At 72.9% G+C, this 26,324-nt stretch carries 21 protein-coding genes; 14 read left to right on the forward strand and 7 right to left on the reverse strand.

Translation table 11 applies throughout. The annotated features are described in order from the left end of the window. Positions 1 to 9: 9 nt before the first annotated feature. Positions 10 to 1,368 carry a DUF2252 domain-containing protein gene (locus tag A3CE_RS0137065; protein ID WP_026469221.1) on the reverse strand — a complete coding sequence of 453 codons (1,359 nt, stop codon included), beginning with the start codon at positions 1,366 to 1,368 and terminating at the stop codon, positions 10 to 12. Between the two features lie 166 nt (positions 1,369 to 1,534). Beyond that, positions 1,535 to 2,767: an ornithine--oxo-acid transaminase gene (gene rocD, locus A3CE_RS0137070; protein WP_020645160.1), complete on the reverse strand. Its 1,233-nt coding sequence runs from the start codon at positions 2,765 to 2,767 to the stop codon at positions 1,535 to 1,537. A 144-nt stretch (positions 2,768 to 2,911) separates the two neighbouring features. On the opposite strand from rocD, the gene A3CE_RS0137075 reads away from it, so the two are divergent. Genes A3CE_RS0137075 through A3CE_RS0137095 form a run of 5 tightly spaced genes read left to right on the forward strand, consistent with a single transcriptional unit; the run spans position 2,912 to position 7,632 of the window. After that, entirely contained in the window at positions 2,912 to 3,244 is a 333-nt protein-coding gene (locus tag A3CE_RS0137075) for an ArsR/SmtB family transcription factor (protein WP_020645161.1), read from the forward strand. Continuing rightward, positions 3,241 to 3,708, forward strand: coding sequence for an SRPBCC family protein (locus A3CE_RS0137080; RefSeq protein ID WP_020645162.1), 468 nt, complete (start codon positions 3,241 to 3,243; stop codon positions 3,706 to 3,708). The genes A3CE_RS0137075 and A3CE_RS0137080 overlap by 4 nt, the downstream gene beginning before the upstream one ends. A 17-nt stretch (positions 3,709 to 3,725) precedes the next feature. Beyond that, positions 3,726 to 4,565, forward strand: a complete 840-nt coding sequence (locus A3CE_RS0137085; protein ID WP_020645163.1) for a PPK2 family polyphosphate kinase — start codon at positions 3,726 to 3,728, stop codon at positions 4,563 to 4,565. A gap of 20 nt (positions 4,566 to 4,585) precedes the next feature. Further along, positions 4,586 to 6,685, forward strand: a complete 2,100-nt coding sequence (locus tag A3CE_RS0137090) for a S9 family peptidase (protein ID WP_020645164.1) — start codon at positions 4,586 to 4,588, stop codon at positions 6,683 to 6,685. Further along, entirely contained in the window at positions 6,682 to 7,632 is a 951-nt protein-coding gene (locus A3CE_RS0137095; protein ID WP_020645165.1) for an LLM class F420-dependent oxidoreductase, read from the forward strand. Before A3CE_RS0137090 ends, A3CE_RS0137095 begins: the two co-directional genes overlap by 4 nt. 9 nt (positions 7,633 to 7,641) lie before the next feature. Here the strand turns inward: A3CE_RS0137095 and crcB are convergent, their stop codons facing one another. Genes crcB through A3CE_RS0137110 form a run of 3 tightly spaced genes read right to left on the reverse strand, consistent with a single transcriptional unit; the run spans position 7,642 to position 8,746 of the window. Continuing rightward, positions 7,642 to 8,016 carry a fluoride efflux transporter CrcB gene (gene crcB, locus A3CE_RS0137100; RefSeq protein WP_020645166.1) on the reverse strand — a complete coding sequence of 125 codons (375 nt, stop codon included), beginning with the start codon at positions 8,014 to 8,016 and terminating at the stop codon, positions 7,642 to 7,644. Next, positions 8,013 to 8,345 (reverse strand): DUF190 domain-containing protein, encoded by a 333-nt coding sequence (locus tag A3CE_RS0137105; protein ID WP_020645167.1) that lies wholly within the window; start codon positions 8,343 to 8,345, stop codon positions 8,013 to 8,015. The genes crcB and A3CE_RS0137105 overlap by 4 nt, the downstream gene beginning before the upstream one ends. Further along, a complete protein-coding gene (locus A3CE_RS0137110; RefSeq protein WP_020645168.1) occupies positions 8,345 to 8,746 on the reverse strand; it encodes a fluoride efflux transporter FluC in 402 nt (133 codons plus the stop codon). Before A3CE_RS0137110 ends, A3CE_RS0137105 begins: the two co-directional genes overlap by 1 nt. Positions 8,747 to 8,884: 138 nt before the next feature. Between A3CE_RS0137110 and A3CE_RS0137115 the strand changes: the two genes are divergently transcribed. Genes A3CE_RS0137115 through A3CE_RS0137130 form a run of 4 tightly spaced genes read left to right on the forward strand, consistent with a single transcriptional unit; the run spans position 8,885 to position 14,722 of the window. Then, on the forward strand, positions 8,885 to 10,417 hold the full coding sequence (locus A3CE_RS0137115; RefSeq protein ID WP_020645169.1) for a pyridoxal phosphate-dependent decarboxylase family protein: 1,533 nt from the start codon (positions 8,885 to 8,887) through the stop codon (positions 10,415 to 10,417). Beyond that, entirely contained in the window at positions 10,414 to 11,691 is a 1,278-nt protein-coding gene (locus A3CE_RS0137120; RefSeq protein WP_020645170.1) for a lysine N(6)-hydroxylase/L-ornithine N(5)-oxygenase family protein, read from the forward strand. Before A3CE_RS0137115 ends, A3CE_RS0137120 begins: the two co-directional genes overlap by 4 nt. After that, a complete protein-coding gene (locus tag A3CE_RS0137125; RefSeq protein WP_020645171.1) occupies positions 11,688 to 13,418 on the forward strand; it encodes an IucA/IucC family protein in 1,731 nt (576 codons plus the stop codon). Before A3CE_RS0137120 ends, A3CE_RS0137125 begins: the two co-directional genes overlap by 4 nt. Beyond that, positions 13,415 to 14,722 (forward strand): type I glutamate--ammonia ligase, encoded by a 1,308-nt coding sequence (locus A3CE_RS0137130; RefSeq protein WP_020645172.1) that lies wholly within the window; start codon positions 13,415 to 13,417, stop codon positions 14,720 to 14,722. The genes A3CE_RS0137125 and A3CE_RS0137130 overlap by 4 nt, the downstream gene beginning before the upstream one ends. A gap of 67 nt (positions 14,723 to 14,789) precedes the next feature. Here A3CE_RS0137130 and A3CE_RS0137135 read toward each other — a convergent pair whose 3' ends face one another. Beyond that, positions 14,790 to 16,178 carry an FAD-binding oxidoreductase gene (locus tag A3CE_RS0137135; protein WP_020645173.1) on the reverse strand — a complete coding sequence of 463 codons (1,389 nt, stop codon included), beginning with the start codon at positions 16,176 to 16,178 and terminating at the stop codon, positions 14,790 to 14,792. A gap of 73 nt (positions 16,179 to 16,251) precedes the next feature. Beyond that, the gene (locus A3CE_RS0137140) at positions 16,252 to 19,236 is read right to left on the reverse strand and encodes an ATP-binding protein (protein ID WP_020645174.1); all 2,985 of its coding nucleotides are present in this window, start codon (positions 19,234 to 19,236) and stop codon (positions 16,252 to 16,254) included. A gap of 90 nt (positions 19,237 to 19,326) precedes the next feature. On the opposite strand from A3CE_RS0137140, the gene sthA reads away from it, so the two are divergent. The 5 genes from sthA to A3CE_RS0137165 all read left to right on the forward strand — a co-directional run bounded on the left by sthA (position 19,327) and on the right by A3CE_RS0137165 (position 26,291). Continuing rightward, complete coding sequence (sthA, locus tag A3CE_RS0137145; protein WP_245589646.1) at positions 19,327 to 20,736, forward strand: Si-specific NAD(P)(+) transhydrogenase; 1,410 nt, start codon at positions 19,327 to 19,329, stop codon at positions 20,734 to 20,736. 88 nt (positions 20,737 to 20,824) lie between these two features. Beyond that, complete coding sequence (locus tag A3CE_RS0137150; protein WP_185839891.1) at positions 20,825 to 22,714, forward strand: intein-containing Rv2578c family radical SAM protein; 1,890 nt, start codon at positions 20,825 to 20,827, stop codon at positions 22,712 to 22,714. Positions 22,715 to 22,870: 156 nt separating this feature from the next. Further along, positions 22,871 to 23,473 (forward strand): organomercurial lyase, encoded by a 603-nt coding sequence (merB, locus tag A3CE_RS0137155; protein ID WP_020645177.1) that lies wholly within the window; start codon positions 22,871 to 22,873, stop codon positions 23,471 to 23,473. Positions 23,474 to 23,568: 95 nt separating this feature from the next. Next, complete coding sequence (aspS, locus tag A3CE_RS0137160) at positions 23,569 to 25,344, forward strand: aspartate--tRNA ligase (protein WP_020645178.1); 1,776 nt, start codon at positions 23,569 to 23,571, stop codon at positions 25,342 to 25,344. Continuing rightward, on the forward strand, positions 25,344 to 26,291 hold the full coding sequence (locus A3CE_RS0137165; RefSeq protein ID WP_020645179.1) for a DUF389 domain-containing protein: 948 nt from the start codon (positions 25,344 to 25,346) through the stop codon (positions 26,289 to 26,291). Before aspS ends, A3CE_RS0137165 begins: the two co-directional genes overlap by 1 nt. Positions 26,292 to 26,324 lie beyond the last annotated feature (33 nt).

The following is a 26,324-nucleotide window of genomic DNA, read 5'->3' on the forward strand; positions in this document are numbered from 1 at the left end:
CCTGTCCGGTCAGCTACGGGAGAAGGCGGCGTGGTCGGCCTCCGTCCGGTCGGCATAGCGCACGGCATATGCGCCCATCGCCTCGTCGAGCTCGGAATCTTCGGCGAAGTAGCCGGAGAGGAGCTTCGGGTGCAGCGACCGCGTGTGGGCGCGGGCGAGCAGCGCCCCGGCCAGCCTGCCGTAGTCGTCGAGGTGGTCCTTCTCCAGGTCCGCGGGGTTGATGTCGCCCTTGAGGTTCCGGAACTGCCGCACGATGAACGGCACGCCGTCGATCGTGGTCCAGCCGAGCAGGATGTCCGTCTCGGCCTGCACCAGCCGGGCGCCGTCGACGATCCGGCGGCCTTCGTGCTCCGCCGCGGGGAGGTCCAGGTAGGGCGCCAGCGCGGGCTTCTGCGCCTGCTTCACCTGCAGCACCAGGTCTTCGTCGTCGTTGCCGTGCAACAGGACGACGTAGCTGCGCAGCCCGACACTCCCCGTGCCGACCACGCGGAAGGCGACGTCGGCGATCCGGTACCGGGCGATCAGCGTGCGCCGCGACTCGCGCAGAGTGTCCACATAGGACGCCAGCCCGGCGGCGACGGCTTCCGCGGTCGCCTCGTCGACGTGGGTGAGCACCGGCGGGTCTTCGACGAACCGGTGCCGGGCCAGGCCGGTCACGTGGTCGTCGACGCGTTCGGTCCACTTCGCCGTGACCTTCGCGCTGTCGTTCTTGCGCGCTTTCTCCGCCGCGTCGGCGAAGTCGTCGATCAGCTCGTCCGCGCGGGCCTTCGACAGCACCGACGAGTCCGGCAGGGCGTTCCAGCTGCGCAGGAACGGCAGCTCGGCCAGCGCGCGGATGGTGCGGCGGTAGGACTTCACGGCGTCTTCGGCGGCCTCGCGGCAGCCGGACTCGCCGATGCCGCCTTCGCGGCCGGCGAGCACGAGGCTGGCGGCGAGCCGCTTGAGGTCCCACTCCCACGGACCCGGCACGGTCTCGTCGAAGTCGTTGATGTCCATCACGATCTTGCCCTCGGGCGTGCCGTAGAGCCCGAAGTTCGCCGCGTGCGCGTCACCGCAGAGCTGCGCGGTGACCCCGGACGACGGCGTGCCGGCGAGGTCGGCGCCCATCAGCCCGGCGGCGCCGCGGAAGAACGTGAACGGCGAGGTCCGCATGCGTTCCCGCCGCAGCTCGGCCAGCTCCGGCAGCCGTCCGGCGTTGGTGGCCTCGAAGTACTGGCGCGGGGCCGGGCGGTCCTTCGCGGCGACCTCGTGGTCGTGCGCCGCGGCCGGCGTCTTCTCCCGCAGCCGCTTGCCCTGCTCGTACAGCTCGGCCGGCGTCACGCTGTCCGTGCCGGCCAGCGGCCGTTCCACCCATTCCCCTGATCCCATACCGGGCACAACGTCCGAAGGGGACGATCTTCTCCCGAAGCCGTGAATGGCACATTGAGGGACTTCAAGTCCCTCAATGTGCCATTCACGGCTTTGAACCGGGTGGTGCGGAAGTGCTCCCGGATGCCGCCGGGGCAAGAGGCTCACCCGGCGGCATCCGGTGGTTTCAGGGGCGGATGACCTCGGCGATCGCGTCGATACCGCGGTCCAGCTCCGCGCGGGTGATGACCAGGGGCGGGGCGACGCGCAGGGTGCGCTCGTGGGTCTCCTTGCACAGTACGCCGCGGGTGGCGAGCGCCTCCGACGCCGCACGCCCCTCGGGGCCGCCGGGGGCGATGTCGATGCCCGCCCACAGCCCGCGGCCGCGGACCTCGGACAGCCCGTTGCCGATCAGCGCGGTCAGCCGGTCGTGGAGGTGGGCGCCCAGCTCGGCCGAGCGCTGCTGGAACTCGCCGGTCTTCAGCAGCTTGACGACGGCGCGGCCGACCGCGCAGGCCAGGGGGTTGCCGCCGAAGGTCGAGCCGTGCTCGCCCGGCTTCAGCACGCCGAGCACGTCGCGCCGCCCGACGACCGCGGACACCGGCAGGATGCCGCCGCCGAGGGCCTTGCCGAGGGTGTACACGTCGGCGCGGACGCCTTCGTGGTCCAGCGCCAGCACGGTGCCGGTGCGGGCCAGCCCGGACTGGATCTCGTCGGCGATCAGCAGCACGCCGTGCTCGTCGCAGGCCGCGCGGACGTCGGCGAAGTAGCCCTCCGGCGGCACGATGACGCCGGCCTCGCCCTGGACCGGCTCCAGGAGCACCGCGGCCGTGCGCGGGGTGATGGCGTCGCGCAGCGCTGCGGCGTCGCCGTACTTGACGGTGACGAAGCCCGGCGTGAACGGGCCGAAGTCCGCGCGGGCCGTCTCGTCGGTCGAGAAGGACACGATCGTGGTGGTCCGGCCGTGGAAGTTCGAACCGGCGACGATGATCTCGGCGGTGCCGTCGGGCACGCCCTTGACGCGGTGCGCCCACTTGCGGGCGATCTTGACCGCGGACTCGACCGCCTCGGCGCCGGAGTTCATCGGCAGCACCAGCTCGGTGCCGGTCAGCTCGGCCAGCTCGCGGCAGAACAGGCCGAGCTGGTCGTGGTGGAACGCCCGCGACGTCAGCGTGACGCGGCCGAGCTGCGAAACGGCGGCGGCGATCAGGTCCGGGTGGCGGTGGCCGAAGTTCAGCGCCGAGTAGCCGGACAGGAAGTCGAGGTAGTCCTTGCCCTCGACGTCGGTCACCGTCGCGCCGGAGGCCTCGGCGATCACGACCGGCAGCGGGTGGTAGTTGTGCGTGCTCCACTGCTCGTCGAGCTCGATGAAGCTCGCGGTGGTGGGGGCGGCGGTCTCCCGGCCGGCGAACGTCGTCATGCGTTCAGATTAGAGGCCGGACACGCAGAGTTCAGCCGGGAATCGTTGCTTTCACCCGTTGTTCGTTGCGCAATACGCGCGTCACGCCACCGAAACATTGCGGAACCGTTGACGGGCGCCTCGGTAAGTCGTAACTTACCGTTCGTGGCGACTTACGGAAGCGACCAGCTGGCCGCGCTGGCCGACCCGTCGCGGCGCGCGATCGTCGAAGCGCTCCGCGACGGGCCCCGCGCGGTCGGCGAGCTGGCCGCGGACCTGCCGATCAGCCGCCCGGCCGTCTCCCAGCACCTCAAGGTGCTCAAGGAGGCCGGTCTGGTCGCGGACCGGGCCGAGGGCACGAAGCGGCTCTACCGCCTCGAACCCGACGGCATCGCCGCCGTGCGCGCCTACCTCGACCGGATGTGGTCGGACGCGCTGCGCGCCTTCGCCGACCTGGCGGAATCCACCGAAGAATCCCCTGAAGAGGAGCAGTCATGACCCTGGAGCCGGTTCGCAAGACGATCACCGTCGCGTGTTCGCGCGAGCACGCGTTCAAGACCTACACCGAGGCCTTCGACAGCTGGTGGCCGCGGCAGCACCACATCGGGGCGGGCGACCTCGCCGAGGCCGTCCTGGAACCGAAGCCGGGTGGCCGCTGGTACGAGCGGACGGTCGACGGCGCCGAGTGCGACTGGGGCGAGGTGCTCGTCTGGGAGCCGCCCGTCCGGGTGGTCCTTTCGTGGCGCATCGACGGCGACTGGAAGATCGACCCGGACCCGGCCCGCGCCAGCGAGATCGAGGTCAGATTCCTCGAGGAGGGGCCGCGCAGCACCCGGGTCGAGGTGGAGCACCGCGACTTCGAGCGGCACGGCGAAACCGGCGTCAAGGTGCGCGAAGGCGTCTCGGGTGAAGGGGGGCACGGCACCCTGCTGAAACTCTTCGCCGAGAAAGCCGCCGCGTGAACGGGTAGTTTCGCGGGATGGCCAAGAACGACGACGGAAGCCGGGTCCGGGACGCGCTGCGCGTCGGCGCGGAGCTGCCGGACCCGGGGGCGACCCCGGTCGGGCCCGGCAAGAAAGCCAAGGCTCTCGCCGGGCTCGAGAGCGCCGGCGAGCGGCTGTCCGCGCTGCAGGAGGCGCTCTACGCCGAGGGCGTCGGCGGTGGACGGCGCAGCGTCCTGCTGGTGCTGCAGGGCATGGACACCTCCGGCAAGGGCGGCACGGTTTCGCACGTGCTCGGCCTGGTGAACCCGATGGGCGTCCGGTACGCCGCGTTCAAGAAGCCCACCGCGGCCGAGCGGCGCCACCACTACCTGTGGCGGATCCGCAAGCAGCTGCCCGCGCCCGGGGAGATCGGCGTCTTCGACCGTTCGCACTACGAGGACATCCTGGTCCCGCGCGTGTCCGGGCTGCTCACCGCGGCCGAGCGGCGCCGCCGGTACGCCGAGATCACCGCGTTCGAAGCGGAGCTGGCCGAGGCGGGCACGACCGTGCTCAAGGTGTTCCTGCACATCTCGCCGGAGGAGCAGCTCGCGCGGCTCAAAGCCCGGCTCGTCACGCCGGCGAAGCGCTGGAAGTACAACCCGGGCGACCTCGACGCCCGCGCGCACTGGCCCGCTTACCAGGAGGCCTACGCCGACATCTTCAAGAAGACACCGACCTGGTACGCGGTGCCCGCCGACCACAAGTGGTACCGCAACTGGGCCGTCGCCGAGCTGCTCATCGAGACCCTCGCCGACCTGCGGCCGGAGTTCCCCGAGCCGGACTACGACGTCGACGCGGAGCTGGCGAAGCTGAAGGGTGTTGGCGTCCCGGCGTGAGCGTCTGAAAGAGTGCGGACGTGACCGATGCCGACGACCTCCCGTTCCTCCGCAAGCAGGCCCGGACCCAGCGCTTCACCCTCGGCGCGCCGAAGGAGTTCCGGGTCGCCCCGGACGGCTCCCGCGTGCTGTTCCTGCGCGCGGAGTCGGGCACCGACCCCCGGCACAGCCTCTGGTCGGCCGACCTGGCGACCGGCGCCGAGAAGAAGCTCGTCGACGCCGCCGAGCTGCTGCCCGGCGAGGAGGAGCTGCCCGCCGAGGAGCGCGCGCGGCGCGAACGGGCCCGCGAAACCGGCGGCGGCGTCGTCCACTACGGCGTGGACGCGGGCTTCTCGGTCGCCGCGTTCTCGCTCTCGGGCAAGCTCTACACGCTGGACCTCGCGTCGGGTGAGGTGACGCTGCGCGTCGACGGCGCGGTGATCGACCCGCGGCCGGACCCGACCGGCACGCACGTCGCCTACGTGCAGAACCGGCGGCTGCACGTGATGGAGCTGGCGACCGGCGACGACCGCGTGCTCGTCGAGGAGGAGGGCGAGGACATCGCCTGGGGCCTCGCCGAGTTCATCGCCGCCGAGGAGATGGACCGCACCCGCGGCTACTGGTGGGCCCCCGACGGCCGCAGCGTCCTGGCCGAGCGGTCCGACCGCGGCCCGGTCCCGCGCTGGACCATCGCCGACCCCGCCAACCCGCAGAACCCGGCCAACGTCGTCGCCTACCCGGCCGCGGGCACCACGAACGCGCTCGTTTCCCTGGCGGTGCTCGGCCTGGACGGCTCCCGCGTGGACGTCTCGCCCGGCGAGTGGGAGTACCTGGCGTCGGTGCACTGGTCCGCCGGGGGTCCGCCGCTGCTGGCCGTGCAGCCGCGGGACCAGAAGCGGATGGACGTCCTTTCTTTGGATGTCACCGACGGCTCGACGTCGGTCGTGCACACCGCCTCCGACCAGCACTGGATCGACATCGTCGGCGGCGTCCCGGCGTGGACGCCCGACGGCAGGCTGGTCACCGAGGGCATGGTCGACGGCGACCACCGGCTGTTCGTCGGCGGCGAAGCCGTCACCCCGGCCGGGCTGCAGCTGCGGGCCGTGCTCGACGTCGGCGCCGAGATCCTCTTCAGCGCCTCCGAGGACGACCCGACGCAGATCCACGTCTTCCGGACCGAAGGTGCGTCGATCCGTCGCCTGTCCACTGTGGACGGCGTGCACGTCGGCGCCGGGTCCGCCGCGGTCACCGTGCTTTCTTCGTGGAGCCTCGAGTACAGCGGCCCGCGCGTAGCGGTGCTGCGGGACGGCTCGCCGGTGGCGTCGATCGAGGCGTCCACTGTGGACCCGGACGTCGTGCCGAACGTGACCTGGCTGACGCTGGGGGAGCGGGGCCTGCGCGCGGCGCTGCTGCTGCCGCGGGGGTACGAGCCGAGCGAAGGCAAGCTGCCGGTGCTGCTCGACCCGTACGGCGGGCCGCACGCCCAGCGCGTGCTGCAGAGCCGCAACGCGTACCTGACGTCGCAGTGGCTGGCCGACCAGGGCTTCGCGGTGCTCGTCGCGGACGGCCGCGGCACGCCCGGCCGCGGCGCGGCGTGGGAGCGCGAGATCGCCGGGCGCCTCGCCGACGTCACGCTGCAGGACCAGGTGGACGCACTGCAGGCGGCGGCAGTTTCCTTCCCCGAGCTGGACACCGAGCGCGTCGCGATCCGCGGCTGGTCGTACGGCGGTTACCTGTCGGCGCTGGCGGTGCTGCGGCGTCCGGACGTCTTCCACGCGGCGGTCGCGGGCGCGCCGGTCACCGACTGGTCGTTGTACGACACGCACTACACCGAGCGGTACCTCGGCAAACCGCAGGACGAACCGGAGAGCTACGCGCACAACTCGCTGATCGAGAGCGCGGGCGAGCTGAGCCGCGCCCTGCTGATCGTGCACGGGCTGGCGGACGACAACGTGTTCGTCGCGCACGCGCTGCGGCTGTCGTCGGCGTTGCTGGCGAAGGGCCGTGCGCACGTCTTCCTGCCGCTGGCCGGCGCCACCCACATGACGCCGCAGGCCGAAGAGGTCGCGGAGAACCTGATGCGCACGCAGGTGGACTGGCTGCTGCGCGAGCTTTCCGCTGTCGACAAGGAGAATGCATGAGCCGCTGGGGCCTCACGATCCCGCTGACCGGGGTGCCGCTGGTGGCGCACCGCGAGCTGGTCGAACAGCTGCCGGACCTGGGCTATACGGACGCGTGGACGGCGGAGACGGCGGGCACGGACGCGTTCACGCCGCTGGTGCTGGCGTCGCAGTGGGCACCGCAGCTGCGGCTGGGCACGGCGATCGTCCCGGTGTACACGCGCGGACCGGGCCTGCTGGCGATGCAGGCGGCGACGGTGGCCGAGCTGGCGCCCGGCCGGTTCGTCCTCGGCATCGGCGCGTCGTCCCCGGTGATCGTCTCCAGCTGGAACGCGGCTCCGTTTGAAGAGCCTTTCGCGCGTTCTCGCGACACGCTGCGCTTCCTGCGGTCGGCGCTGGCGGGGGAGAAGGTCAGCGAGAAGTACGAGACGTTCGCGGTCTCGAAGTTCCGGCTGGAGCGCCCGGCCGACCCACCGCCGTCGATCATGCTGGCGGCTCTGCGCCCGGGGATGCTTCGCCTGGCCGCGCGGGAAGCGGACGGCGCGATCACGAACTGGCTGGCGGCTTCGGACGTGCCTCGCGTGCGTGCTGTCGTCGGTCCCGACGTCGAGCTGGCGGCGCGGATCTTCGTGTGCCCGACCGAAGACGCGGAGGCGGCGCGAGGTCTGGGCCGGATGCTGATCTCGAGCTACCTGACGGTTCCGGTGTACGCGGCGTTCCACGAATGGCTTGGTCGCGGGGAGGCACTGGCGCCGATGCACGAGGCGTGGGCGGCGGGTGACCGGCAGAAGGCGAACCAGGTGATCCCGGACTCCGTCGTGGACGAACTGGTGATCCACGGCAGCGTCGAGTCGTGCCGGGAGCAAGTGCAGTCCTATGTGGACAACGGCTTGACGACACCGATCATCGCTCTGCTGCCGACCGGCGACGACCCGTTCGAGCAGGTCCGCGGCCTGGCGCCGCGCTGACCGGGGTTCTCACGTGAAGGTGACGGTGGCCAGCGCGAGCCCGATGGCGCCCGCGGCCAGGCCCGCGGCCACCGTCACCACCACGTTCAGCACCGCGTACAGCCGCGTCTTCTCCAGGAACAGCCGCACGGTTTCGTAGCCGAACGTCGAGAACGTCGTCAGGCCGCCGCAGAAGCCCACCGCCACCAGCGCGCGCACCGACGACGGCTCCGCGCCGTGCAGGAGCCGGCCGCTCAGGAAGCCCAAGATGAACGAGCCCGCGATGTTCACCGTCAGGGTCCCGAACGGGAACGGCGAGTCACGCCACCGCTGCACCCGCCGGTCGGTCAGGTAGCGCAGGATCGACCCCACCGCCCCGCCGAGGGCCACGAGGACCGGCGTCACTCCGCCCGCCCCCCGTGCCGGACCACCTCGACCTGGTCGAGCGTCACCAGGCCCTCGCCGATCAGCTCGTCCAGCCGGGGCAGGAACGCCCGCAGCTTCGCCTCTTCGTCGATGATCACGATCACCAGCGGCAGGTCCTCCGACAGCGACAGGATCCGCGTCGTGTGGATCAGCGAGGACGCGCCGTAGCCTTCGACGCCGCGAAGCACCGAAGCGCCCGCGAGCCCGGCGTCGCGCGCCCGGCGGACGATCTCGTGGTAAAGCGGCTTGTGGTGCCAGTGGTCGTCTTCGCCGATGTAGATCGTCAGGCGAGTTTGCAGTCCTTCCATCAGCGTCCCTTCCGCACCGCGCGGGTCGCCGTCAGGCCGGCCGTCACCGCGGTCAGGCACAGCACCACCGACGCCAGCGTGTAGGCCAGCGAAACCAGTATCCGCCCGGTCGTCGCCGCGTCGAGGGTGTCGGTCACGAACGTGGAGAACGTCGTGAAGCCGCCGAGGATCCCGACGCCGAGGAACGGCCGGAGGAGGTGGTGCGGCCGGGCCGTCGTCGTCAGGATCGCCATCAGGACGCCGATGAGGAGGCAGCCGATGACGTTGGTGAGCAGCGTCGCGACGGCGAACTCCCCGCGCGCGTGCGGGATCGCCACCGAAAGGCCGTACCGGGCGAGGCTGCCCAGCGCGCCGCCCGCGCCGACCGCGAGCAGGACGTCCCACCTGGGCACGCTGATCACCTCCTCGCGGTGAACCTACTCCCGATGGCCGACGCGTTCCCGCCACCCGGTCGAGCATGCTGGACCAGGCCGGATGACAGGCAGCCGCCGGTCGCCGTACTGTTGCGCAGGGTAGGCAACCCTAAGGAAGGCGGGTACATGCGGGGAGACGGGCTGGCCGGCGGCGAGGGCGGCGCGGACAGGCTCGGCGAGCTGATCCCGGCGGCCCTGCGCGGGATGGCGGCCGGAATCGCCGAGCGACGCGGCCCGGTTCCGGCGGGCGGACCGGCGGCGGTGGCCGCGGCACTGGTGGCGGAGCGTGGCGACCCGGTCCCGGCGGCCGTGGCCGTCGAGCGCGGCGGGTTCCACGCGGCCGCCGCTGCGATGCGGGGCACCGAATCCACGCCGGTTTCGGCCGCCCGCCGCACTCAGCTGCCCCGCCGCGGGATCGGCGCCGAAGCCGCCCTGGAAGGGCTGAGCCGGCTCCTGGCCGCGGGCTCAGCCGACCCCGCCGACCCGGCCTGCGCCGCCCACCTGCACTGCCCGCCGCTCGCGGTGGCCGTCGCCGCGGATGTCGTCGCGAGTGCGCTCAACCCCTCGATGGACTCCTGGGACCAGGCCCCCGTCGCCAGCGAGCTCGAGCGCGAGTTCACCGCCGGAATCGCCCGATTGTGTTACCCCGAGGCGGAAACCCCCGACGCCGTGGTGACCACCGGCGGGACCGAGTCCAACCTCCTCGGCCTGCTCCTGGCCCGCGAACGCGACCCCGGGGTCCAGCCCGTCTGCGGCGCCAACGCCCACCACAGCGTCGCCCGCGCCGCCTGGCTGCTCGGCCTGCCCGCGCCCGTCGTCGTCCCCTGCGAGGGCGACCGACTGCTCCCGGGCGCCCTCGCCGAAGTCGTCACCGCGCGGAGTGTCGTCGTCGCGACCGCGGGGACCACCAACACCGGCACCCTCGACCCGCTGCCCGAAATCGCCGGGATCTGCCGCCAAAACGGGGCCCGGCTGCACGTCGACGCCGCCTACGGCGGGATGGCGCTGTGCAGTGACGCCCTGAAAAGCAAGCTCGCCGGGCTCGAACTCGCCGATTCCGTCGCCCTCGACCTGCACAAGTTCGGCTGGCAGCCGGTCGCGGCCGGGCTCTTCGCCGCCCGCGAGGCCGCCGACCTCGGCGCGCTGACCGTCCGCGCCGAGTACCTCAACGCCGACGACGACACCGAAGCCGGCCTGCCGGACCTGCTCGGCCGCTCGATCCGGACGTCGCGGCGGCCGGACGCCTTCCGGATGGCCGTCACCGTGCACGCGCTGGGCACCGACGGCCTCGGCGCGCTCGTCGAGCGCTGCTGCACCACCGCGACGGAGGTCGCGAAGCGCGTCGAGGAGCATCCCGGCCTCCGGCTCTGGGGCGCGCCGGAGCTGTCCACTGTGGTGCTGCGCCCGGTCGTGGCCGACGAAACCGGCGACGACGAGCTCGTCGCCCGCGTGCGCCGCGCGCTGCTCGAGGCGGGCACCGCGGTGATCGGCCGCGCCGCGCTCCCGACCGGCCCCGGTGGCGCGAACCAGCTGTGGCTCAAGCTGACCCTGCTGCACCCGGAAACCACCGGCGACGACTACGGCCCGCTGCTCGACCGGATCGCCGCCACGGCCGGCGCCGAGCTCGTCGCCGGCCGGGAAAGCCCGGTCGCTTCGTGAGGCGCCACCACCTGGCCGGTGTCGGGATCGGGCCGTTCAACCTCTCGCTCGCGGCGCTCGCCGCCCCGGTCGACGGGCTCGACGCGGTGTTCTTCGACGCCCGCCCGGAGTTCCGGTGGCACCCCGGCCTGCTGGTCGAGGGCGCGACGCTGCAGGTGCCGTTCCTGGCCGACCTGGTGACGCTCGCCGACCCGACGAACCCGTTCTCCTTCCTCAACTACCTGCGCGACCGCGGCCGCCTGCTGCCGTTCTACTTCGCCGAGCGGTTCCACCCGCTGCGCGCCGAATACGACGACTACGGCCGGTGGGCCGCGGCCCGGCTGCCGTCGTGTCACTTCGGGCACGAAGTGACCGGCCTCCGCTGGGCCGGCGACGCCTTCGAACTGACGATCGCCGGGCAGGAACCGGTGCTCGCAGACAACGTCGTGCTCGGCGTCGGTTCGGTGCCGTCGGTGCCGGAACCCCTGCGCGACCTGGTCGCGGATCCCGGCGTCCTGGCCCTGCACTCGGCCGATTACCTGGCGCATCGGGAGGAACTCCTCGCCGCCGAGAGCGTCACGGTCGTCGGGTCCGGTCAGTCCGGGGCCGAAGTCGTGCTCGACCTGCTGCGCTCACGGTCCACTATGGACGGATTGCGCTGGCTGGCGCGGACGCCGGCGTTCGCGCCGATGGAGTACTCGAAGCTCGGGCTGGAGCAGTTCACCCCGGACTACACGGCGTACTTCCACGGCCTGCCCGAAGCCGTCCGCGACCGGCTGCTGCCCGCGCAATGGCAGCTGTACAAGGGAATCGACGCCGAGACGATCGGCGCGATCCACGACGAACTCTACCGCCGCAGCATCATCGGCCCGCCGGGTGCGGTGCTGACCCCCGGCGTCGAAGTCGTCTCGGCGTCTACGGTGGACGGACAGATCGAACTCGGCGTCCGGCACGCGCAGCAGGGCCGCGGCGGCACCCTGCGCACGGCCGCCGTCGTCGCGGCCACCGGCTACACCGAGACGCCGACCCGGTCGCTGCTGGCCGGGCTCGGCGACGCCGTCCACCGCGACCGGCAGGGCCGGCTCGAAGTCGGCGCCGGCTACCGCGTCGCGCTCGACGTGCCGGGGCCGCTGTTCGTGCAGAACGCCGAACGGCACACCCACGGGCCCGGCGCCCCGGACCTCGGCCTCGGCGCCTGGCGCGCGGCCGTCATCCTCAACGCGGTGTGCGGCAAGACCGTGCACGAGCTGCCCGACCGCACCGCCTTCACGACGTTCGGCCTGGAGGAGAAGTGACCCTCGACGACGCGGCCGCCTGGCGCGCGGCCGGTGCCCTGATCACGCACAAGATGCTCGGCGAACTGTCCTATGAGCACATGCTGGAGCCGGTCGACGGCGACGACGCGTACCGGCTGGAGCTACCCGGCGCCACCTACACGTTCCGGGCCCGGCGCGGCGCGTTCGACGCCTGGACGGTCGAGCCGGGCAGCGCGCGCCGGTCCGGCGAACCGGTCACCGACCCACGCACCCTCGTCGTGGACGCCCGCGAAGTCCTGGGGCTGAGCGGGCTGCGGCTGGCCGACGTGCTCGCCGAGCTGACCTCGACGGTCGCCAACGAGGCCGCCCGGCTGCGGCGCGCGCCGACCGCCACGGAACTGTCCACGATGGACTACAACGTGGCCGACGGGCACCTGACCGGTCATCCGCGGCTGGTGCTCAACAAGGGCCGCGTCGGGTTTTCCGCGGCCGACCGGGCCCGGTACGCGCCCGAGGCAGGCGAGGACATCCGGCTGCGCTGGTTCGCCGTCCACCCGGACCACGCCGAGTTCCGCTGCGTCGACGAGCTGAGCCGGGACGCGCTGCTGGCCGCCGAACTCGGCGAACTGCGGGAAGAGTTCGCCGCGAAGGCACCCGAGGACTACGTGTGGGTGCCCGTGCACCCGTGGCAGGCCGACGAAGTCCTCGGCACGCTCTACGCCGCCGAACTCGCCACCGGTGTCGTGATCGACCTCGGGGAGAGCGCCGACGGCTACCGGCCGCACCAGACGGTCCGGACCCTGGCGAACGTGAGCACGCCCGGCCGCCACGACGTCAAGACCGCCGTGTCGGTGCGGAACACGCTCGTCTACCGCGGGCTCAACTCCGCGGCCACGCTCGCCGGGCCGTCGGTGACGACCTGGCTGCGCCGGATCGGCGCGGCCGACCCGCTGCTGACCGAGAAGTACCGGTTCGGGCTGCTCGGCGAAGTCGCGAGCGTGTCGGTGAAGCACCCGCTGTTCGGGCACCTCGAGGAACTGCCGTACCGGTTCCACGAAACCCTGGGCGCGCTGTGGCGGGAGCCCATTCAGCTCGCGGAGGAGGAGCGCGCGATTTCGTTCGCCGCGCTGCCCTACCGCGGGCCGGACGGCGTCTCGATGCTGTCGCACCTGATCGGCGGCGGGGACGCGACAGCGTGGCTGACGCGCCTTTTCGACCTGGTGCTGACGCCGTTGCTGCAGTGGCTCCTGCGCCACGGCGTCGGGTTCTGCCCGCACGGCCAGAACCTGGTCCTCGTCGTCGACGCCGCCGGGTTCCCGCGGCGGGTGCTGATCAAGGACTTCGCCCAGGGCGTCGACCTGCTCGACGAGCAGGTCGAAAGCTACGAGAGCCTCCCGCCCGAAGCCGCGGCGGACATGCTGCGCTGGCCGGCGCACCTGCTGGCCCAGTCGCTGTTCAGCTCGGTGTTCTCCGGCCAGTTCCGGTTCTGGGCCGAAGTCCTGCTCGACGAGCTCGGCCTGCCGCGGGCGGCGTTCTGGGCGCCGGTCCGGGAGATCGTCGGCCGCTACCGCGACGAGAACCCGGACGTGGCCGCGCGCTTCGACGCGTGCCGCCTGTTCGCCCCCGACGTCGAGCGCGTGACGCTCAACCGGGAGCACTTCGCCGGCCAGGGCTTCGACAAGGTGGAGCGCGACGACGAGTTCGACGTCCGCTGGGGCCGGGTGCCGAACCCGCTGCACGCCCCGGACCCGGATGGCGCCTGGTGACGGCGTTCGCGCGGCCGGCCGGGCCGCGCTCGCTGTCCGCCCGGCGCGCGGCGGCTTCCGCGGGATCGGCCGTGCTGCGCGGAATCCTGGACGAAGACGGTACCCGGCTGCTCCTGCTGGTGCCCGACCCGCACGCCCGGTTCGCCGGTGTCGAACTGGCCGCGCCGTTCGCCGCTTCGGTGCTCGACGACGGCTACGGCGTCTGCAGCTACGTCTTCGCGTGGACGCCTTCGCGTGACCCGCTCAAGGCGTCCGGCGTGCTCGGCGGCTACCTCGAAGGCTTCGGCGACCTGCGGATGCGGCCCGACGCGGCGAGCGCGATCCCGCTGGGGGAGCGGACGTGGGCGGTGGTGTGCGACGCCGAATGGCCGTCCGGGACCGTCGCGGAGCTCGCGCCGCGCGAGGTGCTGCGCGGGCAGCTGGCGGCGCTGGAAGGCCTCGGGCTGGTGCCGTCGGTGGGCATCGAGCACGAGGTCGTGTTCCGCGACCCCGGCGGCGCGCCGCTCACCGCGCACGGCGTCGACTACGCGGTGGGCGGAACCGAACGCCTGGCGCCGCTGCTGCGCGAGCTGCGGACGGCGCTGGACGACGCGGGGCTGGGCGTCGAGTCGGCGCGCGCCGAATGCCACCCGGGGCAGTACGAGATCGTGCTGCGCCACCGGGACGCACTGGCCGCGTGCGATGACGTCCTGCTGCAGCAGCTGATCGTGCGGCGGGTCGCCGCGCGCCACGGCGTCACCGCCGACTACCTGGCCGCGCCGGAGCCGGGGCAGGGCAACTCCGGGCATGTGCACCTGTCACTGTCCGCAATGGACGGTTCGGAACCCGATCTGCTGGGCGGGTTCCTGGCCGGAGTGCTGCGGGACGCGCGGGCGCTGACGGCGATCTGGGCCCCGACGTGGAACGGCTACGTCCGGCTGCGGACCGCGCCGTTCTCGCCCCGCGAGGTCCGCTGGGGCCACGACGACCGGACGGCGTCGGTGCGGGTGGCCGGGCCGTCGTCGAGCCCCCGCCTGGAGTTCCGCTTCGCGGGCGCCGACGCCCAGCCCCACCTGGTCGTCGCCGCCCTGCTGGCGGCCGGGCGGTTCGGCCTGGAGGAGGCGCTCGCCCCGCCGGACGCGGGGGTCACGGTGGGTTCGCTGGCGACGTCGCCGTGGGAGGCGCTGCCGCTGCTGGACCGGGCGGGCGAGCTGCTGGGCAGCGCTGTTGCGGCGCAGCTGGCGGCACTGCTGACCGAAGAGATCGAGTCCGGCCTGGACACGGTCACGGACTGGCAGCGCCACCGCGGCGCCCTCCGCTCCTGAACCGCAAGTCCGTGAATGGCACATTGAGGGACGTAGAGTCCCTCAATGTGCCATTCACGGACTTGGGCTAGGCCGGGCGGATGTTCTGGTTGACGTGGAAGATGTTCTCCGGGTCGTACCGGCGTTTGACGGCTGCCAGGCGCTCGTAGTTGCCTCGGTAGGAAGCCCGGACGCGGTCCTGGCCCTCCTCCATCATGAAGTTGACGTACGCTCCGCCCGCCGACGTCGGGTGCAGTTCCTCCCAGTAGTCCCGTGTCCACTGTGAGATGGCGTCCGCGTTCTCCGGCGAAGGATCGACTCCGACGATCACGCCCGACCAGCCGCCCGAGCGGTGCGGGAACGCCGTCGCGTCCGGTGCCACCCGGCTCGCGGCGCCGTCGATCGGGTACAGGTGCATCGACGAATGCATCGTCGGCAACGCCTCGCCGTGCTTGAGGTGGATGTCGATCGCCGCGTCGGAGATCTCGTGGAACACGTCCGCGCGCCAGTACCACTGCAGCCCGGCGGGGTACAGCGCGTCGAACGCGCCCTGCAGTGCCGTGTACGGCATCTCTTGCAGCCCCACCAGCAGTGGTGAGCCGAAGCCGCGGACCGGCGCCAGGACCTCGTCCGCCTTGGCGTGCGCGCCGGTGTAGCACCAGACGATGCCGCACGCCTTGCGGCCCCACAGCTCTTCCGGGAACGGCGGCGCGGGTGGCACGGTCAGCAGGCCGAACCAGCCGTTCAGCTCCTCCGGCAGCGACGGCAGCAGCTCCCGGTACCAGCGCAGCACGTCCGGCGTGCCGGCCAGGTCGTAGAGCACCGGTCCGGCGATCACCGAGCCGTGCTCGCCGACGTCGTGGCAGCGGAACGTGAACGACGTGACGACGCCGAAGTTGCCGCCGCCGCCGCGCAGCGCCCAGAACAGGTCGGGGTGCGAAGACTCCGAAGCCTGCACGAACGAGCCGTCCGCGAGGACGACGTCCGCGCCGAGCAGGTTGTCGACGGTCAGGCCGAAGCGGCGGGCCAGGTAGCCGATGCCGCCGCCGAGGGTCAGGCCCGCGACGCCCGTCGAAGCGACGATGCCCGACGGCGTCGCCATGCCGAACGCGACCGTCGCGTGGTCGACGTCGCCCCAGGTGCAGCCGGCGTCGGCGCGGACGGTGTGGTGCACCGGGTCGACCGTCGTGCTGCGCAGCCCGGACAGGTCGATGACCAGCGCGCCGTCGGCGACGCCGAGGCCGCCCGCGTTGTGGCCGCCGCCGCGCACGGCGAGGTCGAGGCCCTGTTCGCGGCCGTAGCGGACGCAGGCGACGACGTCGGCGGCGTCGCGGCAGTAGGCGATCGCCGCCGGCCGCTTGTCGATCATGGCGTTGTAGACGGCGCGGGCTTCGTCGTAGCCCGGGTCCGCCGGCGTGACGAGGGTGCCGCGCAGGGTGGCGGCCAAAGGTTCGTGCGGCAACGCGGTGGTGGTCATGGGTGGGCCCCTCTCGGATTTTCCGGTTCGAGGCGAACGTAGGCACCGGGCGTTCGCGAAGCGTTCGGTCCGTTCAGGACGGTTCGGAGACGGCCAGATCCGCCTCGCAGCGCCGCAGCAGGGCGACGCTGCCCTGGGCGCGGGCCAGCTCCGCGGCGGCCAGCAGGCGGGGGCCCGGGTCGGCGTCGTGCGCGGCCCGCAGCCGCAGCACCTCCGGCAGCCACCAGCGGTCGTCGCGGGCCTCCCCGGCGGCGAGCGCCGCGTCGAGCGTCGCGCGGGCCGCGCCGGGTGCCGACAGCTCGGCCACCAGCGTCAGCCAGTACGGCATCCGGGCGAACGCTCCCTCGGCCTTGAGGTGCGCGACGCCCGCCTGGGTGGCGGCCAGTCCCGCCGCGCCGCCGCGTGCCCAGCCGCCCAGCACCAGCGCCCACTCCCGGTAGTAGGCGAACCCGTACCGGTCGCACAGGCCGCGCAGCTCCGCCACGGTCGCCGACAGCGCCGCCCGGTCGCGGCGCAGCTGGTGGGTGATCCCGGCGTAGGCCAGCGCGATGGTCAGGCTGTACGGGTGCCCGGCCGCGCGAGCCCGCTCGACGGCTTCGGCGCTGCTCGCCACGGCCGCGTCGTCGTGGCCGAGCAGCCAGTGCGCGTGGGCCGCCCAGGCCGGCCCGTGGATGTCGGGCCGGGTGCCGATCGGCCAGGTCGACGCGCCCCGCGTGCGCTCGGCCCCCAGCTCGAAGTGCCGCAGCCCCTCGGCCGGGCGGCCCAGGCTCACCGACGAGCCCGCGACGATGAAGTGCGCCGAGCCGCTCAGCGCCGGGCTCGTCCCGGGGGCGAGCAGCGAGAGCGCGCGTTCGGCCGACTCGTGCGCCTGCGCGGTCCGGCCCCGGACGAACTGGGACGACCACAGCTCCAGCAGCGCGGTCAGCGCGGAATCCTGGCTGTCCAGCGATTCCGCGAGTGCGAGCGACTGCTCCAGGGTGCGGTGCAGCTCGGGGGAGGCGTAGCCCTGGTGGGCGTTGAGCGGCCCGGCGAGCGCTTCGAGGACGGCGAGCTCGGCGCGGTCGCGGTTGCCGCTCGGCGGCCGGGTGCGCACGAGCGCGAGCGCTTCCTTCAGCAGCCGGATCGCTTCGGCGTGGGCGAACGTCCGCGTGGCGACGGCTGCGGCCCGCCGGTAGTGCTCGACCGCGCGGTCCGGGCGGCCGCCGCGGGCGTACTGCTCGGCCAGCTGCGCGGCCACGGCGTCGGGGTCGCCGGCGTGCAGCAGCTCGATGCCCTGCGCCAGCCGCCGGTGCAGCAGCCACCGGCGCGGCGGGCTGACCTGCTGGTAGGCGGCGTCGCGCAGCAGGTCGTGGGTGAAGTCGTAGCCGCCGCCGACCTCGCGCAGGATCCGGCGCCGCCACAGCTCGTCGACCGCGTCGACGACGGTGTCCGCGTCGAGGTCGCTGGCTTCGGCGAGCAGTTCCAGGGTGAAGTCCCGGCCGGCCGCGGCGGCGAGCCCGGCGACCTCGCGGGCCGCCGGGCCGGGCTGTTCGAGCCGGGCCCGCAGCACTCCGGTCAGCCGGCCGGCCGGTGGGGAAGCGCTGGTGCGCAGGGCTTCCACGACGTACAGCGGGAACCCGCCGGTGGCCGCGTGCAGCAGCGTCCGGTCCGGTTCGGACAGCGGGCGGCCGGCGACCGCTTCGCCGAGCTGAGCCGTGCCGTCGGCGTCGAAGGGACGCAGGGGGAGTTCGGTCAGCTTGCCGTCCTCGCGCAGCTGGGTGATCCAGGCGCCGGCGCCGGCCTCGCCTTCGCGGAGGGTCACGGCGACCAGCAGGGGCGCGTCCGGCGCGAGACCGAGGCAGAAAGTGACGAACGCGCTCGTTTCTTCGTCACACCACTGCGCGTTGTCGAGGACGAGCAGGACAGGGCGTTCGCCGGCGGTGAGTGCGCGGGCCAGCCCTTCGAAGAACCGCAGGCGCTGCCACGCGTCGACCATCGGGTGCCCGCCCGCGACCGGCCGCGCGGCCGGCAGCAGCCGGTCGACTTCGGCGCGCCACACCGGGTCCAGGGCGGCCGCGGCCCGCTGGACGGCCGGGGTGCGCAGCCACTCGGCCACCGGCGCCAGCGGGAGCTGCCCGGCCGAGCCGAAGCAGCGGCCGGTGGCCACCACGGCGCCTTCCGCGCGAGCCAGCCCGGCGAACTCGGTGACCAGCCGCGTCTTGCCGACCCCGGCGTCCCCGCGGACGAGGACGACGCCGGCGTGGCCCGCCGCGGCCGCGCGCCACGCTTCGCCGAGCCGCGCCAGTTCGGCGGCCCGGCCGACGAGCCCGGGCGCCGCCGCCCGCCCGACCTCGGGGCCGGGCCGGGCGAGCAGCCGCTGCAGTGCCGCGCGCGTCGGCTCCGCGGGCACGACCCCGAGCTCGCGTTCGAGGACCGACGCGCACCGGTGGTACGTGCTCATCGCGCCCGCCCGGTCCCCGGCGTCGGCCTGCAGCCGCATCAGCGTCCGGTAGCCGGTTTCCTCCAGCGGGCGCAGCCGGATCCGGCGGCGCGCGGCGGCGAGCGCGGCGGCGCTGTCGCCCGACGGCGTCCGGCAGATCAGGTCGCACAGTTCGACGCACTGGCGGTCGAGCTCGGCGCGGGCCGCCAGGACCCAGTCGTCGGCCAGGCCCGGCAGCAGCTCGCCGCGGTAGGCGGCCAGCGCGGCGTGGGCGTGGGTGAGCACGCCCCGCGCGTCCCCGGTGGCCAGCGCGGCCCGGCGGGCGGCGTCGAACTCCCGCACGTCCACCCGGCTCGACGGCGTGTCGCGCCAGCACAGGTCGCGCCCGGTGACGGCCAGCGACGGCTGCTCGCCCAGCACGTGGCGCAGCTGGTGGAGTTCGCGGCGCAGGTTGGTCAGCGCCTGCGCGTCGGTGGAATCGGGCCAGAACAGCCCGGCGATGAGGCGGCGGGGCTGCGCCAGGCCGGCGTGCACGACGAGGTAGGCCACCAGCGCGACCGACCGCGGCGACCGCGTCAGCACGGCGCCGGTCGCGTCGTCGGCGATCACCTGCTCGCCCAGCAGCGAAACCCGCAGCACCCGGTCACGCTAGCCCCGTGACGGGTTCGCGCGCGGATCTTCACCGGTGAGGGGTTGCGCCGGGGCCGCCGGGTGCGCAGGCTCGACGTCGTGAGCGAGCACGAGTACGACCTCATCGTCATCGGTTCGGGCCCCGGCGGACAGAAGGCCGCGATCGCCGCGGCGAAGCTCGGCAAGCGGGTGGCGGTCGTCGACCGGCACGACATGGTCGGCGGGGTGTGCGTCAACACCGGCACGATCCCGTCCAAGACACTGCGCGAAGCAGTGCTTTACCTGACCGGCATGAACCAGCGCGAGCTGTACGGCGCGAGCTACCGCGTCAAGCAGGACATCACCATCGCCGACCTGCTGGCGCGCACCCAGCACGTGGTCGGGCGCGAGGTCCAGGTCGTGCGCGCGCAGCTGCTGCGCAACCACGTCGACCTGATCGCCGGCACCGGCTCGTTCGCCGACCCGCACACCGTCGTCATCGAGGGCCGCCACCGCGGCGACCGGCGGACGCTGTCCGCGGACTTCGTCGTGATCGCCACCGGGACCCGGCCCGCGCGGCCGAAGCAGGTCGACTTCGACGCCGCGCGCGTGCTCGACTCCGACGAGATCCTGCGGCTCGAGCAGATCCCGTCGACGCTGGTCGTGGTCGGCGCCGGGGTGATCGGGATCGAGTACGCGTCGATGTTCGCCGCGCTCGGCTCGCGGGTCACCGTCGTCGAGCAGCGCGACAACATGCTGGACTTCTGCGACCCCGAGATCGTCGAGTCGCTCAAGTTCCAGCTGCGCGACCTCGGCGTCACGTTCCGCTTCGGGGAGAAGGTCGCCGACGTCGCGGTGTCCGACGACGCGACCATCACGACCCTGGTCAGCGGCAAGCGCATCCCGGCCGACGGCGTCATGTACTCGGCGGGCCGCCAGGGCATGACCGGCGACCTCGCCCTGGAGCTGGCGGGCCTGGCGGCGGACGAGCGCGGCAGGCTCGTCGTCGACGAGCACTACCGCACCGAGGTGCCGCACATCTACGCGGTCGGCGACGTGATCGGCTTCCCGGCCCTGGCGGCGACGTCGATGGACCAGGGCAGGCTCGCGGCGTACCACGCGTTCGGCGAGCCGGCGAACGGGCTGGGCGCGCTGCAGCCGATCGGCATCTACACGATCCCGGAGATCTCCTACGTCGGCGCGACGGAGGCCCAGCTGACGTCGTCGTCGGTGCCGTACGAGGTCGGCATCGCCCGCTACCGGGAGCTGGCGCGCGGCCAGATCACCGGCGACAGCTACGGCATGCTCAAGCTGCTGGTGTCCACGGCGGACCGGAAACTGCTGGGCGTGCACGTGTTCGGCACGGGCGCGACCGACCTGGTCCACATCGGACAGGCGGTGATGGGCTGCGGCGGCACGGTCGACTACCTCGTCGACGCGGTGTTCAACTACCCGACCCTGTCGGAGGCGTACAAGGTCGCGGCCCTGGACGCGACCAACAAGATCCGCGCACTGGACCGCTTCTCCTGAGCCGCCTCAGGAGTCACACCGGCACCACGTGATCCGCTTGCCCCGAACCGGTTTGACACTCGCTTAGAACATATGTTCGACTGGCGCCGTGCGATGGGATCGGCAGCGAGCAGGGGAGGGTGAGCCGGCACTGCCCGGGCTGGAGGGCCTGGTGCGGTCGGTGCGGTCACCGGAATTCGACGGCGTCACCTTTCACGAGGTGCACGCCCGGTCGGTGCTGAACAAGGTGCCCGCGGGGTCCGGGGTGCCGTTCGGCTGGACCGTCAACCCCTACCGCGGCTGCTCCCACGCCTGCACGTACTGCCTCGAAGGCGGCACCCGGATCCTGCTCGCGGACGGCCGCACGAAGGCGCTGGCCGAGCTGAAGGTCGGCGAAGAGATCTACGGTACCCGCGGCCACGGCGCGTCCCGGCGGCTGGTGCCCACCCGGGTCCTCGCCCACTGGACGACCCTGCGCGACGCCTACCGCGTCACCCTGGAAGACGGCACCCGGCTCGTCGCCGGCGGCGACCACCGGTTCCTCACGGCCAAGGGCTGGAAGCACGTCACCGGCAGCAAGTTCGGCGCCGCGCAGCGGCCGCACCTGGAACCCGGCACCGAGCTGATCGGCGTCGGCCGGTTCGAGCCGACACCGGACGAGACGCTCGGGTACCGGGCGGGCTACCTGTGCGGGATGCTGCGCTCCGGCGGGTTCGCGGCCGAGACCGACGCCGCGGCACGCGCGCTCGGGTACCTGCCGGACTTCGGCGCGTCGGTCGCGTTCCTCCAGGTCCCCGCCGAACCGGACGCGCACTGGCAGCGCGGGTTCCTGGCCGGCGTCTTCGACCTCGCGGGCGGCTACGGCCGCGGGCAGCTCGCCGTGGCGCACGACGAGCCCGAGATCGCCGACGCGTTCGTCGCCGCGCTCGCCCGCTTCGGCTTCGCCCACCAGCTCGACGAGGTCCCGAAGTTCCCGACCCGCCAGGAGATCCGGCTGCTCGGCGGCGTCGGCGAGGTGCTGCGGTTCCTGCACGTGAGCAACCCCGCGGTGGGCTGGAAGCGGTCCCTCGACGGCGCGGTGATCGGCGCGAGCCGCCGTCGCGTGGCGGCGATCGAGCCGCTCGGCCTGCAGCTGCCGCTGTACGACATCACCACCGGCACCGGCGACTTCGTGGCCGACGGCATGGTGTCCCACAACTGCTTCGCCCGGAACACCCACACCTACCTCGACTTCGACGCCGGCCGCGACTTCGACACCCAGGTGGTCGTGAAGATCAACGCCCCGCAGGTGCTGGCGGCGCAGCTGAAGAAGCCGTCGTGGCGGCGCGAGCACGTCGCGATGGGCACCAACACCGATCCGTACCAGCGCGCCGAGGGACGCTACCGGCTGATGCCGGGGATCATCACGGCGCTGGCCCGCTCGGGGACGCCGTTGTCGGTGCTGACGAAGGGCACGGTGCTGGCGCGGGACCTGCCGCTGCTCCAGGACGTCGCCCGCGACGTGCCGGTGAGTCTCGCGGTGTCGATCGCGCTCCTCGACGACGAGCTGCAGCACCGTCTCGAACCCGGGACGCCGAGCCCGCGGGCGCGGCTGGAGCTGGTGCGCAAGGCCCGCGAGGCCGGGTTGCCCTGCTCGGTGCTCGTGGCGCCGGTGCTGCCGTACCTGACCGATTCGCCCGAGGCCCTCGACGCGCTGTTCGCGCGGCTCGCCGACGCCGGCGCGTCGAGCGTCACGGCGTTCGCGCTGCACCTGCGGCCCGGCGCCCGCGAGTGGTTCGGCCGCTGGCTGGCCGGTGCCTACCCGGCGCTCGTCCCGCGGTACCGGGAGCTGTACGCGCGCGGAAGTTACGTCCGGAAGGAGTACCGGGAGCAGCTGGCGGAACGGGTCGGGCCGTTGCTGCGGCGGCACGGCCTGGCACCCCAGGCCGGTTTCGCATCGCGCGGTCCCCAGCTGCCCGCGGCCGAGGCCGCTCCCGTGGAGCAGCTGCGCCTGCTCTGATGGTCCTTTGTGGATCTACCGGGTGACGTACTGGGCCGTTCGGGGCGTTTGGGGCCCGGTGTCTTCGGTTTGCGGCAAAATGTCCGGTCGTGTCGTTGTCGTCTCGCCTCACCGGCGCCTAACGTCGAAGGGATCGATCCCGAAGGGAGCTGGACGTTGACGACCTCGCAGACCGACCGGGTCGCGGCCGCCCGGCTCGCCTGGGCCGCCCTGAAACTGACCCGGGCCGGCCGGCACCCGGTCGGCGTCGACCGGCTCGCCGCGACCGTGGGCGTCGCCCCGGCCGAGGCGCGGCGGCTGGTCGAGCTGATCGGGTTCACCCTGCACCGAGACCTCGTGTCGACCGGCCCGGCGCCCCGCGGCGCCCACCACCGCCTCGAGCCGGCCGAAGGCACCCTCGGCGCGGGCCCGGACGGCACGGTCGACATGTTCCTCCTGGCCATCGCGACCGGCGAGCGCGTCCACGCGGCGGCGATCTGCCCGGTCACCGGGACGCACATCCGCATCGAACTGACGCCGCACGCGATCCTGCTGGCCGACCCGCCGTCGGCGGTGGTCGCGGCGGTCGATCTCGGGTTCGGGCTCGACGGGGCCGACGCGGTGGCCTGCGCGGGCCAGCCGTTCTTCGGCTCCGCCACCGCGGCGGCGAGCTGGCTGGTGGCGCACCCGGGCGGGCGCATCTACCGGATGGCGGCCTACCTGGCCCAGGCCCACCGCCTGGTCGCGGCGCTGGAGATCCGGCCCAAGTACGTCCTCTGACCACCGTGCGGGACGAGCCTGCCGACGTCGTAGGCTGGGTGGTTCGTTAGCCTTCAAGCGGCGAGAACCATCCATGTCGAAGGAGAGCAGTCGCAGTGCTCCGCACTCACCAAGCCGGCACCCTGCGTGCCGGACAGGCCGGACAGACCGTCACCCTCACCGGATGGGTGGCCCGGCGGCGCGATCACGGCGGCGTCATCTTCATCGACCTCCGCGACGCGAGCGGCGTCGCCCAGGTCGTCTTCCGCGAGGGCGAGATGGCCGAGCGCGCGCACGCGCTCCGCTCCGAATTCTGCGTCAAGATCGTCGGCGAGGTCGCGAAGCGCCCCGAGGGCAACGCGAACGCCGAGATCCCCACGGGCGAGATCGAGGTCCTCGCGACCGGGCTCGAAGTGCTGTCCGAGTCCGCGCCGCTGCCGTTCCCGATCGACGACCGGGTCGACGTCGGCGAAGAGGTCCGGCTCAAGCACCGCTACCTCGACCTGCGCCGCAGCGGCCCGGCCGCGGCCATGCGGCTGCGCAGCGAGGTCAGCCGCGCCGCGCGCGAGGTGCTCCACGCGCAGGACTTCGTCGAGATCGAGACCCCGACGATGACCCGTTCGACGCCCGAAGGCGCGCGCGACTTCCTGGTGCCCGCCCGGCTCAAGCCCGGCTCCTGGTACGCGCTGCCGCAGTCGCCGCAGCTGTTCAAGCAGCTGCTCATGGTCGGCGGCATGGAACGGTACTACCAGATCGCCCGCTGCTACCGCGACGAAGACTTCCGCGCCGACCGGCAGCCCGAGTTCACCCAGCTCGACATCGAGATGAGCTTCGTCGAGCAGGACGACGTCATCGCGCTCGGCGAGGACATCGTCTCGGCGCTGTGGAAGCTGATCGGGCACGAGATCCCGCGGCCCATCCCGCGCATCACCTACCACGAGGCGATGGCCAAGTACGGCTCGGACAAGCCGGACCTGCGCTTCGACCTCGAGATCACCGACATGACGGAGTTCTTCGCCGACACGCCGTTCCGCGTGTTCCAGGCGCCGTACGTCGGCGCGGTCGTGATGGCCGGCGGCGCCGACCAGCCGCGCCGCCAGCTCGACGCGTGGCAGGAGTGGGCGAAGCAGCGCGGCGCGCGCGGCCTCGCGTACATCCTCGTCAACCCCGACGGCACCCTCGGCGGCCCGGTCGCCAAGAACCTGTCCGAGACCGAGCGCGAGAACGTCGCCGCCGCGGCGGGCGCCAAGCCGGGCGACTGCATCTTCTTCTCCGCGGGCAAGGCCGCTTCGACGCAGCCGCTGCTCGGCGCCGCGCGCGACGAGATCGGCAAGCGGCTCGGCCTGATCGACGAGAACGCCTGGTCGTTCGTGTGGGTCGTCGACGCGCCGCTGTTCGCGCCGGTCGAGGACATCGGCGACGACGTCGCCGTCGGCTCCGGCAAGTGGACCGCGGTGCACCACGCGTTCACCTCGCCCACCCCGGAGTGGATCGACAAGTTCGAGCAGGACCCGGGCAACGCGCTCGCCTACGCCTACGACATCGTCTGCAACGGCAACGAGATCGGCGGCGGCTCGATCCGTATCCACCGCGGCGACGTCCAGAAGCGCGTCTTCAGCCTGATGGGCCTCGGCGAGGAGGAAGCGCAGGAGAAGTTCGGCTTCCTGCTCGACGCCTTCGCCTTCGGCCCCCCGCCGCACGGCGGCATCGCCTTCGGCTGGGACCGCATCGTCATGCTGCTGGCCAAGGCCGACTCGCTGCGTGACGTGATCGCGTTCCCGAAGACCGGCGGCGGGTACGACCCGCTGACCGCGGCGCCGGCGCCGATCACCGCGCAGCAGCGCAAGGAGGCCGGGATCGACGCGAAACCGGCCGCCTCCCCGCCGAACTAGTGCTGCACCTCAGGGCCGTGTGCCCGCCGGACAAGACCGCCGAGGCGCTCGAAATCCTGCGGGCCCACGCCGGGACGGCGCACCTCATCGTGCACCGCGGCGCCGCCGTGGAGCCCGAAGGCGACCTGGTCGAGGCCGATATCGCGCGCGAGGCGGCGGACGAGATCGTCGACGCGCTGTGCGGGCTCGACCTCGACCACACCGGCGGCATCACGCTCGAAGCGCTCGACACCGCGCTGTCCGACGCCGCCGACAACGCGGAGGAGGCGGCGCCGGGCGAAGCGGCCGACGCCGTCGTCTGGCAGGAGCTCCTCGGCCGGACGGGTGAGGAGTCGCGGCTGAACGTGACGTTCCTGGCGTTCCTCACCATCGCGTGCCTGCTCGCCGCCGTCGGCGTGCTCACCGATTCCTCGGTGACGATCGTCGGCGCTATGGTCGTCGGACCGGAGTTCGGGCCACTGGCCGCGCTCGCCGTCGGCCTGGTGCTGCGGCACCGGCAGCTGATCCGGCAGGCGGCGGCCGCGCTCGCCGTCGGCTTCCCGCTGGCCATGGTGGTCACGCTCGGCGGCACGCTGCTCGTCCACGCGACGGACGTCTTCGGCGAGAAGGCGTTCCAGCTTCAGCAGCACAACGAAGTCGACTTCGTGTTTTCCGTCGGGGCGCCGTCGCTGGTCGTGGCGATGCTCGCCGGCGCCGCCGGGATGCTCGCCATGACGTCGGCGAAGTCGGCCGCGCTGGTGGGCGTGTTCATCTCCGTGACCACGGTGCCGGCCGCGGGCTACGCGGTCGTCGCGGCCGTGGCGGGGGAGTGGAGCCGGTGCCTCCAGTCCGTCGGGCAGCTGCTCGTCAACCTTCTCGGAATCGTTGCAGCAGCGGCCATTGTGTTGATGGTGCGCTGGAATGGGCAACGTTCTCCCGCGGGAATGCGTCCGCTTTCACGCGGGTGACCCGTGTCCGGGCGGGATGCGTCTTCTTGTCCG

This window comes from Amycolatopsis balhimycina FH 1894 (genome assembly GCF_000384295.1).
GTDB classification, from domain to species: Bacteria; Actinomycetota; Actinomycetes; order Mycobacteriales; family Pseudonocardiaceae; genus Amycolatopsis; species Amycolatopsis balhimycina.